Here is a 12,453-nt window from a genome sequence, read left to right as displayed (position 1 = left end):
GGCTGAAGAGACAGGCGCCATGGTAGCCGCGCCGCCAGTTGCGCTATGTTCGCGCACCATGAGCACAACAACAGACCCGGGCGGCTCCGCGGGCGGCATCTACGTGCTGGCCGCCCATCCCCACTGGCGCGACTCGCGCGTGAACTGGCAGCTGCTGCAGGCCGCGCGCAGCGTGCCGGGCTGCGACGTCAACGACCTCTACGGCACCTACCCCGACTTCGCGATCGACGTGCAGGCCGAGCAGGCGCGCCTTGCCCGCGCCGGCCTGCTGGTGCTGCTGCACCCGATCCAGTGGTACTCGATGCCGGCGCTGCAGAAGCTCTGGCTGGACGAGGTGCTGAGCTACGGCTGGGCCTACGGCGGCGGCGGTACCGCGCTGCAGGGCAAGGACTGCTGGCTGGTCGCCACCACCGGCGGTTCCGAGCGCAGCTACCACCCGCAGAACTACAACCGCTATTTCTTCGACGCCTTCCTGCCGCCTTACGAGCAGACTGCCGCGCTGTGCGGCATGCGCTTCCTGCCGCCGCTGGTCTTCCACGGCTCGCGCAGCGCCAGCCAGGAGGTGCTGACGGCGCATGTCGAGGTGTTCCGCCAGCGCCTGGCCAGCTACCCCGACTGGCCGGAGCTGGAGGATCTGCCCGAGTGCGTCAGCTGCGAAGTGCCCGCCAGCGACCGCCCGCAGGAACACGAGGAGGCTTGAGCGCATGGAACACGCACCGGGCTGGCTGACCAACTCCCTGATCTACCTGGGCGCCGCCGTGCTGGTGGTGCCGCTGTCCAAGGCGTTAGGCTTGGGCGCCATCATCGGCTACCTGGCCGCCGGCATCGTCATCGGGCCCTGGGGCCTGGGCCTTGTGAGCAACGTGGAGGACATCCTGCATTTCGCCGAATTCGGCGTGGTGCTGATGCTGTTCCTGGTCGGCCTGGAGCTGGAGCCCAAGCGGCTGTGGAACCTGCGTCGGCCGATCTTCGGGTGGGGCACCGCACAGGTCGTGGCCTGCGCCGCCGTGCTCTTCCTGGCCGGCTGGGCCGGCGGTGCCGACTGGCGCGTGGCGCTGGTGGCGGCGCTCGGCCTGGCGCTCTCCTCCACCGCGATCGCACTGCAGGTGCTGAACGAGCGCAACGTGCTGCCCACGCCCAGCGGCCAGGCCGGCTTCTCGATCCTGCTGTTCCAGGACGTGGCGGCGATCCCCATCCTGGCGCTGCTGCCGCTGCTGGCCGCTGGCCCCGACGCGGGGCAGGTGCTCGACGGCGGCAACCGTGGGCTCGAAGCGCTGAAGATCGTGGCGGTGATCGCCGGCATTGTGCTGGGCGGCCGCCTGGTGCTGCGCCCGCTGCTGCGCTGGATCGCCCGCAGTGACACGCCCGAGATCTTCACCGCCGCCTCGCTGCTGCTGGTGGTGGCGATCGCCGCGCTGATGCAGTTCGTCGGCCTGTCGATGGCGCTGGGCGCCTTTCTCGCCGGCGTGCTGCTGGCCGAGAGCGAATACCGGCGCGAGCTGGAAACCGACATCGAGCCCTTCAAGGGCCTGCTGCTGGGCCTGTTCTTCATCGCGGTGGGCATGAGCATCGACTTCGGCGTGCTGCTGGCCAATCCCGGGTTGATGGCGCTGGTGGTCGCCGGCTTCATGCTGCTGAAGGCGGCCGTGATCTATTCGCTGGCGAAGCTGATGGGCCTGCCCTACCAGCAGCGGCCGGTGTTCACGCTGCTGCTGGCCCAGGGCGGCGAGTTCGCCTTCGTGGTGTTCCAGGCCGCCGGCCCGCAGGTGCTGCCGCCGGGCGTGGCCTCCTTCCTGATCGGGGCGGTGGCGCTGTCGATGCTGCTGTCGCCGCTGGTGCTGGTGGCCCTGGACAAGTGGGTGCTGCCGCGCTACAGCGCCGGCACGCCGGTGGCGATGGAGGAGATTTCCGAGCAGCAGGACGCCAAGGTGCTGATCTGCGGCTTCGGCCGCTACGGCCAGATCCTCGGGCGCATGCTCAGCGCGCAGGGCCTGAAACTGACCGTGCTCGACCACGATCCCGACACCATCGAGAACCTGCGCGAATTCGGCTTCCGCGTCTTCTACGGCGACGCCACGCGGCTGGACCTGCTGCGCACCGCCGGCGCCGCCACGGCGAAGGTGCTGGTGGTGGCGGTGGACGACGTCGAGCAGTCGCTCGCCATCGTGGACATCGCGCGCGAGCATTTCCCGAACGCGCGCATCGTCGCGCGGGCGCGCAACGTCGGCCATCTCTACCAGCTGCTGGACCGCGGGGTGGAGATCGTCGAGCGCGAGCTCTTCGAATCCTCGCTGCGCAGCGCCCGCTCGGTGCTGGAGGGCCTGGGCTGGCCGGCCCACGAGGCGCGCGAGGCGGCGATGCGCTTCCGCCGCCGCAACATCGAGCTCATGCACGAGCTCTACCCGCACTACAAGGACCGCGCCAAGCTGATCGCCGTCTCCAAGGAGGGCCGGCAGCAGTTCCAGGAGCAGATCGCGCGCGAGCGCGAGGAGCGCAAGCTGCGGGCCGGGCGCGAATGGAACCCGGCGGGCGAGCCGGAAGAACCCGCGCCCTGAGCCACGCCGCGGCTACATCGGCTTCGGCGCGCCGTTGATGCCCCACGGCACGCCGTAGCGGTCGGTGACCATGCCGAACTGCTCGGCCCAGAAGGTCTCGGCCATCGGCATCTGCACCTGGCCGCCGCCTCCGGCCAGTGCGGCGAACACGCGCTGCGCCTCGGCCGTCGCGCCGAAGCTCAGCGCCAGCATCACGCCCTGGATGCCGGCATAAGGCACGCCGGGCGGCGTGTCGCCGGCCATCAGGCTGAAGCCCTCGTGCACCAGGTAGGCATGCATGATCCGGTCGGCATGGCTGGCGGGCGGCGGTTCGCCGCCGGGAACCTGCCCGTAGGTGATGAGCGCCTCGATGCTGGCGCCCAGCACCTGGGCATAGAACTTCATCGCTTCCGCGCAATTGCCGTCGAAGGAGAGATACGCGTCGAGCTGGGTCATGGCGTCCCTTTCGGAGAGGAGTGGAAGGCCAGGCGGCCGGCCTGGGAGCGGTTCACGGACCACGGCGGCGGGCCGACGGCCGGATCGGACTGGGCATGGCGCCACGCGTAGGCCCGCCAGGGCCGCCAGCGCGCTGCGGCATCGAGCGCGCTGTCCGGCAGGGGGCAGGCGTCCGGATCGCCGAGCGCACGCAGCGCGATCCACCGGGCCAGGTGCGGTCGCCACCGGGTCGGCTCGCACAGGCGGCGCACGAAGTCCTCCCGGTCCTGGCCCGGGGCGACATGCAGGCGGCCGTCGCGCACCGCCACGGCCAGCGCGCGGATGCGCCGGGCGGCCTGGGCCTCGACGCCCTGGATCTCGGGCAGCGCGGTCGCCAGCCGGGCTGGACTCGGGAACACGAAGGCCAGGTCCGCCGGCGCGGCCGCGAAATCGGCATCGAGATCGAACAGGCGCCATCCGGCCATTGTCGGCAACGGCGGCGCGCGATGCGCCGCTTTCGGACATCGAAGTCCGGGCGGCGTTCAGCCCACCAGCTTCAGCAGCCGCACGGCGTTGTCTTTCAGGATGCCCGGCATCACCTCGGGCTTGAAGCCGGCCTCCTCGAAGTCCTTCATCCAGCGGTCCGGCGTGATCAGCGGGTAGTCGCTGCCGAACAGGATGCGGTCCTTCAGCAGCGTGTTGGCGTACTGCACCAGTTGCTTCGGGAAGTACTTGGGGCTCCAGCCCGAGAGGTCGATCCAGACGTTCGGCTTGTGCGTGGCGACGCTCAGCGCCTCGTCCTGCCAGGGGAAGCTGGGGTGCGCCATGATGATCTGCATGTCCGGGAAGTCGATCGCCACGTCGTCCAGGTGCATCGGGTTGCTGTACTCCAGCCGCAGGCCGCCGCCGCAGCGCATGCCCGAGCCGATGCCGCTGTGCCCGGTGTGGAAGACGGCCGGCAGGCCGTATTCGGCGATCACCTCGTAGATCGGCCAGGCCATGCGGTCATAGGGATGGAAGCCCTGCACCGTCGGGTGGAACTTGAAGCCCTTGACGCCATGCTCCTCGATCAGCCGCCGGGCCTCGCGCGCGCCCATCTTTCCCTTGTGCGGATCGATGCTGGCGAAGGCGATCATGATGTCGCTGTTGTTGCGCGCCGCCTCGGCGATTTCTTCGTTCGGGATGCGGCGGCGCCCGAGGTTCGACTCCGCGTCGACCATGAACATCACCAGGCCGATCTTCCGCTCCCGGTAGTAGTCGATGCTCTCCTGGATGGTCGGGCGCCGGCTCGAGCGGAAGTACTTGTCGGCCGCGCGGTCGTACTCCTCGCCGTAGTTGTCGAAGGGATTCCAGCAGCTCACCTCGGCGTGAGTGTGGGTGTCGATCGCGATCAGGTTGCGGTGGTCCATGGAATTGTCTCCAGGCAATGTTGAACTAAGGGTAAGTCCTGGGGTCGAGGCTGTCGACTCCGCTTGAATTGGTTATTTTTCATAACCATAATCGATTCATACCCGGGAGCGCAACCATGACCACCACGACCGACCTGCAACTCGAGCTTCGCGACGAGATCGCCATCATCCGCCTGACCCGTGCCGCCAAGCGCAACGCGCTGTCGGATGCCCTCATCCTCGCCCTGCGCGACACCTTCCAGAACCTGCCGTCCAGCGTGCGCGCGGCGGTGCTCGACGGCGAAGGCCCGCACTTCTGCGCCGGCCTGGACCTGTCGGAGCTGAAGGAGCGCGACGCCGGCCAGGGCCTGCACCATTCACGCCTGTGGCATGCCGCGCTGGACGTGGTGCAGGGCGGCCCGGTGCCCGTGATCGCGGCGCTGCACGGCGCGGTGGTCGGCGGCGGGCTGGAGCTGGCGAGCGCCTGCCACATCCGCGTGGCCGACAGCACCACCTTCTACGCACTGCCCGAGGGATCGCGCGGCATCTTCGTCGGCGGCGGCGGCTCGGTGCGCATCCCCAAGCTCATCGGCACGGCCCGCATGATGGACATGATGATGACCGGCCGCGTCTACGACGCCCAGGACGGCGAGCGCGCCGGCTTCGCCCAGTACCTGGTGGACGAGGGCCGCTCCTTCGAGAAGGCTTTCGAACTGGCGAAAAAGGTCGCCGGCAACGCACCGCTCACCAACTACGCGTTGATGCACGCCCTGCCCCGCATCAGCGAGCAGCCGGCCGACCACGGCTTCTTCACCGAGGCCCTGATCTCCGGCATCGTCCAGAGCGCGCCCGAAGCCAAGGAACGCGTGCGCGCCTTCCTGGAAGGCCGCGCCAACAAGGTGAGCAAGGAATGACGACGGTCCGCTACCGGCCGCTGGCCTTCGGCGTGACGCGCGCCGTGCTGCGAGAGGGCGCGCCCGGCGTGCGCTACCTGCGCGCCGAAGTCGAGCTCGCCCCCTACGCCGGCTGCATGTCCGACCGCCTGCGCCACTGGGCCGAGACCGCGCCGGAACGCACCTTCATCGCCCGCCGCGAGAAGCTGCCGGACGGCCGCACCGGCGACTGGATTCGCGTGAGCTACGCCGAAGCGCACCAGAAGGCGCGCAGCATCGCCCAGGCCCTGCTCGGCCGCCGCCTGAGCCCCGAGCGCCCAGTCGCGATCCTGAGCGAAAACGGCATCGAGCACGCCCTGCTCGCCCTGGGCTGCCTCTATGCCGGCGTGCCCTACTGCCCGGTCTCGCCCCCCTATTCGCTGGTCAGCCAGGATTTCGACAAGCTGCGCCACGTGCTGTCCACGCTGACGCCGGGCCTTGTGTTCGCCGCGGATGCGGCACGCTTCGCCCGCGCCATCACCAGTGCCGTGCCGGCCGACATCGAGCTGGTGCTGGCCGAAGGCGCGGTCGAAGGCCGCCCCGCCACCTCCTTCGCCGAGATGGCCGCGACCGAGGCCACGTCCGCCGTCGATGCCGCGCTGGCCGCCACCGGCCCCGACACCATCACCAAGTTCCTCTTCACCTCGGGCTCGACCAAGATGCCCAAGGCAGTGATCAACACCCACCGCATGTGGTGCGCCAACCAGCAACAGTTGCGCCAGTCGATCCCGGCCCTGGGCGAGGAGCCGCCGGTGCTGGTCGACTGGCTGCCCTGGAACCACACCTTCGGCGGCAACCACAACGTGGGCATCGTGCTGGACAACGGCGGCACGCTCTACATCGACGACGGCAAGCCCACGTCCGCCGGCATGGCCGAGACGCTGCGCAACCTGCGCGAGATCGCCCCCACCATCTACTTCAACGTGCCCACCGGCTTCGAGGCCATCGCCCACGCGATGGAAAGCGATGCGGTGCTGCGCCGCAACCTGCTGTCGCGGGTGAAGATGTTCTTCTACGCGGGCGCCGCCCTCGCGCAGCCCATCTGGGACAGCCTGCACCGCACCCAGGAGGCGGAGGTCGGCGAGCGCATCGTCATGGGCACCGGCCTGGGCATGACCGAATCCGGCCCCTTCGCGCTCTACATCACCGGCCCCGAGGTGAAGTCCGGCGACCTGGGCCTGCCGGCGCCCGGCATCGAGCTCAAGCTGGTCGACGTCGACGGCAAGACCGAGGTCCGCTACCGCGGCCCCAACATCACGCCGGGCTACTGGCGCGCGCCCGAGGCCACGGCCGAGGCCTTCGACGAGGAAGGCTTCTTCAGCACCGGCGACGCGGTGAAGTGGATCGACGACCACGACATCCACCGCGGCCTGCGCTTCGACGGACGCATCGCGGAGGACTTCAAGCTGGCCACCGGCACCTTCGTGAGCGTGGGTCCGCTGCGCGCGAAGATCATCGCGGCCGGCGCACCCTACGTGCAGGACGCGGTGCTGACCGGCATCAACCTCAAGGAGGTCGGCGCACTGGTCGTTCCGACGCAGAAGGTGCGCGAGCTCGCCGGCCTCGGCCCCGACGCGCCGATGCGCGAGGTGGTTGGCAGCGCGCCGGTGCAGGCCCGTTTCCAGCGCGTGTTGAACGACTTGGCCCGCGCCGCCACCGGCAGCGCCAACCGCATCGCCCGGCTGCACATCGAGCACGAGCCGCCCTCGATCGACCGGGGCGAGGTCACGGACAAGGGTTCGATCAACCAACGCGCCATGCTCAAGCACCGCGCCGAAACGGTGGAGGCGCTGCACGCCGACACCCTGCCCTTCACGTTGAAGCCCCAAGGAGACAAGCCATGAAGATCGAAGGACAAGCCGCCCTGGTCACCGGCGGCGCATCGGGCCTGGGCGAGGCCACCGCGCGCGAGCTCGCACGCCTCGGCGCCAAGGTGGCGGTGCTGGACCTCAACGCGGCGCTGGCCGAGAAGGTCGCGGCCGAGATCGGCGGCGTCGCGTGCACCTGCGACATCACCCACACCGACAGCGTCAATGCCGCCCTGGACAAGGCCGCCGCCGCCCACGGCCCGGCCCGCATCCTCATGAACGTGGCCGGCATCGGCAGCGCCAAGCGCATCGTCGGCAAGGACGGCAACCCCGCCCCGCTGGAAGACTTCATGCGCGTGGTCAACGTCAACCTCATCGGTGCCTACAACATCAGCCGCCTGTACGCCGCGCAATGCGCGAAGCTGGCCCCGCTGGAAGGCGGCGAACGCGGCGTGATGCTCTTCACCGCCTCGGTCGCGGCCTTCGACGGCCAGGTGGGCCAGCAGGCCTACAGCGCCTCCAAGGGCGGACTGGTGGGCATGACGCTGCCGATGGCGCGCGACCTCGCGCAGCACGGCATCCGCGTCTGCACCATCGCGCCGGGCCTGTTCGCCACGCCGCTCCTGAAGGAGCTGCCCGAGGCCATCCAGCAATCGCTGGCCGCCTCCATCCCCTTCCCGCCGCGGCTGGGCCATCCCTCGGAATTCGCCGAACTGGCCTGCCACATCGTGACCAACGGCCACCTCAACGGCGAGGTGATCCGCCTCGACGGCGCCCTGCGCATGGCGCCGCGCTGAGCCCCGCGCGCATTCCAGAAGGAGACACCACCATGCAACACCGCCGCCATTTCCTGCAGACCCTGGGCAGCGCCGCCGCCCTGGGCGCGCTCTCGCCGCTCACGGCCCTGGCCCAGGCGCTGGACCAGGTCAAGATCATGTACGGCTTCCCGGCCGGCAGTGCCGGCGACAGCGTGGCCCGCCGCGTGGCCGAGAAGCTGGGCGGCACGCCCTACAGCAAGAACCCCGGCTTCGTGGAGAACAAGCCCGGCGCGGGCGGCCGCATCGCGGTGGAGACGCTGAAGAACTCGCCGGCCGACGGCTCGGTGCTCACGCTGGCGCCGGTGTCGGCGCTCTCGGTCTACCCCTACATCTATCCCAAGCTCAGCTACAAGCCGGAGGACGTCACGCAGGTCTCCATCGGCGCCATCATGTTCCACGGCCTGGCCGTGGGGCCGTCAGTGCCGGCCGAGGTCAAGACGCTGAAGGACTTCCTGGCCTGGGCCAAGGCCAACCCGGCGCAGGCCAGCTACGGCTCGCCCGGCGCCGGCTCGATGCCGCACCTGCTGGGCGCGCTGCTGGGCCTGCGCGCCGGCGTGGAACTCAAGCACGTGCCCTACCGCGGCACCGTGCCCAGCATCACCGACCTGGTGGGCGGCCAGATCGCCGCCGCGATGAACCCCAGCGGCGACTACCTGCAGTACATGAAGGCCGGCCGCGTGCGCGTGCTGGCCACCTCCGGCCGCAAGCGCTCGCCCTACCTGCCCGATGTGCCGACCTTCACCGAGCTGGGATACCCGGACGTGACCTCGGAGGAATGGTTCGGCTTCTACGCGCCCGCGAAGACGCCGGCCGCCACGATTGCCGCCGCCAACGCCGCCATCAATGCCGCGCTGAAGGACAAGTCCGTGATCGATGCGCTGGCCCTGGTCGGCCTGGTGGCGAGCGGCAGCACGCCGCAGGAGATGGCGGCCGATCAGAAAGCCGAGTACGAGCGCTGGGGCCCACTGGTCAAGCAGATCGGCTTCACCGCGGAATCATGACCTCCCCCAGGCTTCGCGCACTTCGTGTCGCTGCGCCACCCCCCTCGCCGGGGGCGACACCGGCGGCCCGGCAAAGCCGGTTCCGCGGTGTCCTGGCAACCGTTGCCTTGGCATCCGGCGTGGCCGTTGTGCTTGCAGCATGCAGCGCGATCGAGCCCGGCACGCTGCCCCGCCTTGCCGCCGCGAAGCCCGGCACCCTGCTGTCCTGCACCGATCTCGCGGCGAAGGCGGCGCGGCCCGACACCGTCTATACCAGCGTCGTCGAAGTGCCCGCCGGTCCGGTCACGGTAGGCAACGCCAACGTACAGGCTCACGCCCACTGCCTCGTGCAGGGCCGCATGAACGAGCGCGTGAGCCCGGTCGACGGCCAGCGCTACGCCATCGGCTTCGAGATTCGGCTGCCGAAGAACTGGAACGGCCGCTTCTTCTACCAAGCCAACGGTGGCCTGGACGGCGTGGTGGTGCCGGCCATGGGCGGCATCGGCGGCGGCGGTCCGGCCAGCAGTGCGCTGCAGAAGGGCTTTGCCGTGATCAGCTCCGATGCGGGCCACCCCGGCGCCATGGGCCCGCGCTTCGGCCTCGACCCGCAGGCCCGCTCCGACTACGGCTACAACGCCGTCGCGCAGCTCACGCCCATGGCGAAGAACCTGATCGCACAGGCCTACGGCCGCGGCCCCGACCGCTCCTACATCGGTGGCTGCTCCAACGGCGGCCGGCATGCGATGGTGGCCGCGTCCCGCTCGGCGGCGCAGTACGACGGCGTCCTGGCCGGCAACCCCGGCTTCCAGTTGCCGAAGGCGGCGGTGGCGCAGCTCTACGGCGCACAGCAGTATGCGAAGGCGGCAGGCGCCACGACGCCGGCCGGCCAGCCTGATCTGCAGAGCGCCTTCACGCCCGCAGAACTGCAATTGGTGTCGCGCAGCATCCTGGGGCGCTGCGACGCCCTGGACGGGCTGGCCGACGGCATCGTCTCCGACGTGAAGGCCTGCCAGGCGCGCTTCCGCCTCGACACCGACGTACCCACCTGCACCGGCGCACGGGACGGCAGCTGCCTCGCGCCGGCACAGAAGAGCGCGCTCGCCAACGTGTTCGCCGGCGCGCGCGACAGCGGCGGCCGCATGATCTACAGCAGCTTCCCCTTCGATGCCGGCATCGCCGGCAGCAACTGGCGCGAATGGAAGTTCGCCAGCCCCGCGACCCGCGATGCCGGCGCCGTGGCCTTCATCTTCAGCACGCCGCCGCTGGCCGACCGGCCCGGCGGCCTGCCCTTCGCGCTGGGCTTCGACATGGACCGCGATGCGCCGCGCATCGATGCGACGGGCGGCCCCTTCCGGGAATCCGCCATGGCCTTCATGGCGCCGCCGCAGGCCGACAGGCTGGATGCGCTGCGCGCACGCGGCGCGAAGATGATCGTCTACCACGGCACCAGCGACCCCGTGTTCTCCTCCGACGACACCGCGGCCTGGTACGAACGCCTGCAAGCGACACATGGCGGCGATGCGGCCGCCTTCGCGCGTTACTTCCCGGTGCCCGGCATGAACCACTGTTCCGGCGGACCCGCCACCGACCAGTTCGACATGCTCGATGCGCTGGTCGACTGGGTCGAGCAGGGCCAGGCGCCGCAAGCCGTCACCGCCGCCGCGCGTGGCCCCGGTGCCGCGGTGGTCAATGCCGAAGTGCCGGCCGACTGGTCGCCGCGCCGCACCCGCCCCCTGTGCCCCTACCCGCGCGTCGCCAGCTACACCGGCGGCGATCCCGAAAGCGCCGCCAGCTTCCGCTGCCGATGAACTACCAGCCCCGCCCCGACGACATCCGATACCTGCTCGAGACCGTGCTCGGCGCCACGCCGCGCCTGCGCGATCTCGCCCCTTTTGCCGAATTCGACGACGACCTGCAGTCGCAGGTGCTCGGCGAAGCCGGCCGGTTCGTGGCCGCGGCCGTCGCGCCGCTCAACCGCACGGGCGACGAGACGGGCTGCCGCTTCGAAGGCGGCGAGGTCACCACGCCGCCCGGCTTCCGCGAGGCCTATCGAGGCTTGGTCGAGGGCGGGTGGCTGGCGCTGTCCGCTGCGCCCGAACACGGCGGCCAGGGCCTGCCGGCGGTGCTCGAGGCCATCCTCTTCGAGTGGCTGAGCGCGGCCAACCATGGGCTCACCATGGCGCCCGGCCTGCTGCACGGCGCCTACGAATGCCTGCGCCACCACGGCAGCGCGGAACTGCAGCAGCGTTACCTGCCGAAGATCGCCAGCGGCGAATGGCTGGCCACCATGTGCCTGACCGAAGCCCATGCCGGCAGCGACCTGGGCCTGGTGCGAACCCGCGCCGTACCGCAAACCGACGGCAGCTTTCGCGTGAGCGGCAGCAAGATCTTCATTTCCGGCGGCGAGCATGACCTCACGCCGAACATCGTGCACCTGGTGCTGTGCCGCCTGCCGGACGCACCGAGCGGCCCCAAGGGCCTGTCCCTGGTGCTGGTGCCCAAGCGCCTTCCCGAGGGGCAGCGCAACACGGTGCACTGCGAGCGCATCGAAGAGAAGATGGGCCTGCACGGCAGCCCCACCTGCGTGATGCGCTTCGACGACGCCACCGGCTGGCTGGTGGGCGAGCCGCACCGCGGCCTCGCGGCCATGTTCGTGATGATGAATTCGGCCCGCCTGCACGTGGCGCTGCAGGGCCTCGGCCTGCTCGATGCGGCCTGGCAGAAGGCCGAGGCCTATGCGCGCGAACGGCGGCAGATGCGCGCCCCCGGCCCGGTGCCCGCGAGCCGGGGCAGCGAGCCGGCCGACCTGATCGCGGAGCATCCCGCGGTGCGCCGCATTCTGGAGACCCAGCGCGCCTGGATCGACGGCATGCGGCTTTTGGCCTACCGCACCGCGCTGCAGCTCGACGTCGCGCGCCACGACGCCGACCCGGCGCGTCGGCAGCGCGCCGAGCGCTGGTGCGCGCTCGTCACGCCGGTGCTCAAGGCTGCCTGCACGCAGCAGGCCTTCGACGGCGCCAGCGCCTGCCTGCAGGTGTTCGGCGGCCATGGCTACGTGCGCGAATGGGGCATCGAGCAGGTGCTGCGCGATGCGCGCGTGACCATGATCTACGAGGGCACCAACGAGATCCAGGCCATCGACCTGGTGCAGCGCAAGCTGCTGCCCGACGGCGGCGCCGCCATGGCCGCCGTGCTGATCGAGCTGCGCGACGAGCTCGATGCCGCGCGCGAGCAGGACGCCGACGTGCAGCGCCGCTTCGCCCAGCTGCGCTACCTCGGCACCACGCTCGCGCTGGCGGCGCAGCGCGACGCCGCCCTGCCCTTCGAGGTGGCCGACGACTACCTGCGCTGCGTCGCGCTGGCCCTGCTGGCCTGGAGCTGGGCGCGCATCGCGCAGGCCGCGCCCGACGATGCGCGCTGGCGCGCGCCGGGCGCCGCCTTCCAGCGCTTCGTGCTGCCGGAATTCGAGATGCGCCTGGGCATGGTCAAGCGCGCCTGCGACGCGGTCCTCGCGCCCGCCGCCATCGCGTAGAAGAACGTAGGGGACATGCACCGATG

General features: G+C 70.5%; 11 protein-coding genes. 8 read left to right on the top strand and 3 right to left on the bottom strand.

Annotated elements, in window-relative coordinates; translation table 11 throughout:
• Window positions 1-58 precede the first annotated feature (58 nt).
• Both kefF and kefC read left to right on the top strand, forming a co-directional pair.
• Window positions 59-700 carry a glutathione-regulated potassium-efflux system oxidoreductase KefF gene (gene kefF / locus A8M77_RS23080; protein WP_086923850.1) on the top strand — a complete coding sequence of 214 codons (642 nt, stop codon included), beginning with the start codon at window positions 59-61 and terminating at the stop codon, window positions 698-700.
• Between the two features lie 4 nt (window positions 701-704).
• On the top strand, window positions 705-2,555 hold the full coding sequence (gene kefC, locus A8M77_RS23075; protein ID WP_086923849.1) for a glutathione-regulated potassium-efflux system protein KefC: 1,851 nt from the start codon (window positions 705-707) through the stop codon (window positions 2,553-2,555).
• Between the two features lie 12 nt (window positions 2,556-2,567).
• Here the strand turns inward: kefC and A8M77_RS23070 are convergent, their stop codons facing one another.
• Genes A8M77_RS23070 through A8M77_RS23060 form a run of 3 tightly spaced genes read right to left on the bottom strand, consistent with a single transcriptional unit; the run spans window position 2,568 to window position 4,378 of the window.
• Window positions 2,568-2,990 carry a VOC family protein gene (locus A8M77_RS23070; protein ID WP_086923848.1) on the bottom strand — a complete coding sequence of 141 codons (423 nt, stop codon included), beginning with the start codon at window positions 2,988-2,990 and terminating at the stop codon, window positions 2,568-2,570.
• Window positions 2,987-3,454 (bottom strand): hypothetical protein, encoded by a 468-nt coding sequence (locus tag A8M77_RS23065; RefSeq protein ID WP_086923847.1) that lies wholly within the window; start codon window positions 3,452-3,454, stop codon window positions 2,987-2,989. The genes A8M77_RS23070 and A8M77_RS23065 overlap by 4 nt, the downstream gene beginning before the upstream one ends.
• 57 nt (window positions 3,455-3,511) lie before the next feature.
• Window positions 3,512-4,378: an amidohydrolase family protein gene (locus tag A8M77_RS23060; protein ID WP_086923846.1), complete on the bottom strand. Its 867-nt coding sequence runs from the start codon at window positions 4,376-4,378 to the stop codon at window positions 3,512-3,514.
• A 116-nt stretch (window positions 4,379-4,494) separates the two neighbouring features.
• Here A8M77_RS23060 and A8M77_RS23055 point away from each other — a divergent pair, with 116 nt between their 5' ends.
• From A8M77_RS23055 to A8M77_RS23030, 6 genes are all read left to right on the top strand, one after another.
• Window positions 4,495-5,271 carry a crotonase/enoyl-CoA hydratase family protein gene (locus tag A8M77_RS23055; RefSeq protein WP_086923845.1) on the top strand — a complete coding sequence of 259 codons (777 nt, stop codon included), beginning with the start codon at window positions 4,495-4,497 and terminating at the stop codon, window positions 5,269-5,271.
• Window positions 5,268-7,133, top strand: coding sequence for a feruloyl-CoA synthase (locus A8M77_RS23050; RefSeq protein WP_086923844.1), 1,866 nt, complete (start codon window positions 5,268-5,270; stop codon window positions 7,131-7,133). Before A8M77_RS23055 ends, A8M77_RS23050 begins: the two co-directional genes overlap by 4 nt.
• On the top strand, window positions 7,130-7,894 hold the full coding sequence (locus tag A8M77_RS23045; protein WP_086923843.1) for an SDR family NAD(P)-dependent oxidoreductase: 765 nt from the start codon (window positions 7,130-7,132) through the stop codon (window positions 7,892-7,894). The genes A8M77_RS23050 and A8M77_RS23045 overlap by 4 nt, the downstream gene beginning before the upstream one ends.
• Window positions 7,895-7,926: 32 nt before the next feature.
• Entirely contained in the window at window positions 7,927-8,916 is a 990-nt protein-coding gene (locus A8M77_RS23040) for a tripartite tricarboxylate transporter substrate-binding protein (RefSeq protein WP_086923842.1), read from the top strand.
• Window positions 8,917-9,008: 92 nt separating this feature from the next.
• Entirely contained in the window at window positions 9,009-10,703 is a 1,695-nt protein-coding gene (locus A8M77_RS23035; RefSeq protein ID WP_443272232.1) for a tannase/feruloyl esterase family alpha/beta hydrolase, read from the top strand.
• Window positions 10,700-12,427 (top strand): acyl-CoA dehydrogenase family protein, encoded by a 1,728-nt coding sequence (locus A8M77_RS23030; protein WP_086923840.1) that lies wholly within the window; start codon window positions 10,700-10,702, stop codon window positions 12,425-12,427. Before A8M77_RS23035 ends, A8M77_RS23030 begins: the two co-directional genes overlap by 4 nt.
• The last annotated feature ends 26 nt before the right edge of the window (window positions 12,428-12,453 follow it).

It is taken from the genome of Variovorax sp. JS1663 (assembly GCF_002157355.1).
Classification (GTDB): domain Bacteria; phylum Pseudomonadota; class Gammaproteobacteria; order Burkholderiales; family Burkholderiaceae_C; genus Variovorax.
This window is presented reverse-complemented; position numbering and strand designations above follow the sequence as displayed.

Coding starts and splice junctions, on each gene's coding strand:
- A8M77_RS23050 (WP_086923844.1), top strand. CDS start 5,268: ATGACGACGGTCCGCTACCGGCCGCTGGCCTTCGGCGTGACGCGCGCC.
- kefC (WP_086923849.1), top strand. CDS start 705: ATGGAACACGCACCGGGCTGGCTGACCAACTCCCTGATCTACCTGGGC.
- A8M77_RS23070 (WP_086923848.1), bottom strand. CDS start 2,990: ATGACCCAGCTCGACGCGTATCTCTCCTTCGACGGCAATTGCGCGGAA.
- A8M77_RS23055 (WP_086923845.1), top strand. CDS start 4,495: ATGACCACCACGACCGACCTGCAACTCGAGCTTCGCGACGAGATCGCC.
- A8M77_RS23040 (WP_086923842.1), top strand. CDS start 7,927: ATGCAACACCGCCGCCATTTCCTGCAGACCCTGGGCAGCGCCGCCGCC.
- A8M77_RS23030 (WP_086923840.1), top strand. CDS start 10,700: ATGAACTACCAGCCCCGCCCCGACGACATCCGATACCTGCTCGAGACC.
- A8M77_RS23065 (WP_086923847.1), bottom strand. CDS start 3,454: ATGGCCGGATGGCGCCTGTTCGATCTCGATGCCGATTTCGCGGCCGCG.
- A8M77_RS23045 (WP_086923843.1), top strand. CDS start 7,130: ATGAAGATCGAAGGACAAGCCGCCCTGGTCACCGGCGGCGCATCGGGC.
- kefF (WP_086923850.1), top strand. CDS start 59: ATGAGCACAACAACAGACCCGGGCGGCTCCGCGGGCGGCATCTACGTG.
- A8M77_RS23060 (WP_086923846.1), bottom strand. CDS start 4,378: ATGGACCACCGCAACCTGATCGCGATCGACACCCACACTCACGCCGAG.